3 protein-coding genes are annotated in these 1554 nt (G+C 61.6%); all 3 read right to left on the reverse strand.

Annotation, left to right across the window (positions count from 1 at the left end):
* Positions 1 to 105 precede the first annotated feature (105 nt).
* Complete coding sequence (locus tag BMX68_RS24920; RefSeq protein ID WP_017129778.1) at positions 106 to 600, reverse strand: hypothetical protein; 495 nt, start codon at positions 598 to 600, stop codon at positions 106 to 108.
* Entirely contained in the window at positions 593 to 1102 is a 510-nt protein-coding gene (locus BMX68_RS24925) for a hypothetical protein (protein WP_017129777.1), read from the reverse strand. The genes BMX68_RS24920 and BMX68_RS24925 overlap by 8 nt, the downstream gene beginning before the upstream one ends.
* On the reverse strand, positions 1099 to 1554 hold a 456-nt coding region (locus BMX68_RS26570), incomplete at its 5' end, for a DUF4406 domain-containing protein (RefSeq protein WP_256218839.1). The genes BMX68_RS26570 and BMX68_RS24925, both read right to left, overlap by 4 nt.

Below are 1554 nucleotides of genomic sequence, written 5' to 3' on the forward strand. Positions count from 1 at the left end.
GACGGTTTGAATGCTGGCCGCTTCCGGCGATTCGTACATCACAACCTTTTCTTCAGGCATGACTTCGTCCTTCCGCTATAGCGGCTGACTTTGAAGGGGGAGGGGTTACAGAGAGGGGTTGAGGCGTTTCAGCTCGTCGAGGCAGGCGTTCCAGCCTCGAGCATAGAAACTTGGCCCAGATGGAGGAAGATCGCGGCGCTCAGGCATCACCACCGCTACCGGCGCTGGCTGCTCGGCGTAGAGCGGCACTATCTGGTGGACAACACGCGCTTTCAGAGAGCGCAGCCAGTTGTCATCGGTAATGGTCATCACTGCATCACGGTCGGCGCCAATTTCTACACGCGCTACCGGCTCGCCCTGGGGTTGGGCGGCTGGCTCTTCAAAGCACGCGGCGCAGCTGCCCGGATCTTGCCCTGGCTCATGCATCTTGCCGGTGTCGTTGCATGCCTTGCACGCGGGCGCATCCAGCAGGGCGCGCAGCTGCTCGCGGTCAATCAGTCGCAGGTCAAACACACTTACTTCAGTCGACGGGAACCATGCATAAGACAGGATTCGCTCCAGCAGCTCACGCGGCACGCCGCCAATCGTTTGGTTACTCATCGCCTTTACCCTCAACAACCAGCGTCTTGCCGCATGAGTGGCAGAACTCCATGCCGTTCTCACTTGGCAGACCTCCGTCAGTGAACTGCCATTCCTTGCCGCAGCCTGTGTGCCAGGAGAATCCGCCTTCTGACCAGGTGCAGGTGGATGGCTTGCCACCCTCTGCTGGCTTGAGTGGCGTATCGCAAAGCCCAAGCACCCACTCGATCCACTCCTTGCGCTGCCTGTACTGAGGTTCATCGTCGCCAGGCACGGTGATCTTGTGGGCCGGCCCGTAGTTGATTGACCGTACCGCGCTGACCAGCTCATCCCACCGCTCATCCGCTGCGGTCAGGCGCTGTTGCAGGGCTCGATTACGGGCCTCACACGCGTCGAACTGTTCGGCGATAACAAATATTTCGCCTTCTGTGTCGCGGATAAATTCATGTTGGTGGGGGGCGCAGACGCGGGCCTGCGCCTCTCCATCGTAAACACCGATGTACCACCTCTTAACCTCGCTCATACAGCCTCCCTCGTTACCAGATCATGGGCATTCACAACCGTCATGCCGAGGCGCTCGGCGATCAGGACTTCCAGGCGGGCGCCCTGCGACTTCTCCCAGTCCGGCAGCAGGGCGATAACACCGCACAGCCCGAGCCGCGTCAGGTCGTAGGCCATGTAGTCGGCCCGCTGGGCACCCTCGACGATGCCGTGGTCTGCTGGGTTCTCGACTTCGTAGCCCTGGGCGCGCAGTTGGTCGGCCACGGCGTTGAAGGCGGGGTAGTTGAAGTCGGCGATACCCGTCATGGGCCCGGCCACGTAGACGCGGTTGGCGCGGGCGGCCCGGAGGGTTACGCCAGGCTTGCTGGCGAGCTTCTTGCCGCGATCCAGGCCCATCGCGTAGGCGGCGTCCTGAAACACCATCAACTCATCAGAGAAGCGCTCGATCTTGCCGACGTACTGCTGGTGCAGCCG

This window comes from Pseudomonas agarici (genome assembly GCF_900109755.1).
In the GTDB taxonomy this organism is placed as follows: domain Bacteria; phylum Pseudomonadota; class Gammaproteobacteria; order Pseudomonadales; family Pseudomonadaceae; genus Aquipseudomonas; species Aquipseudomonas agarici.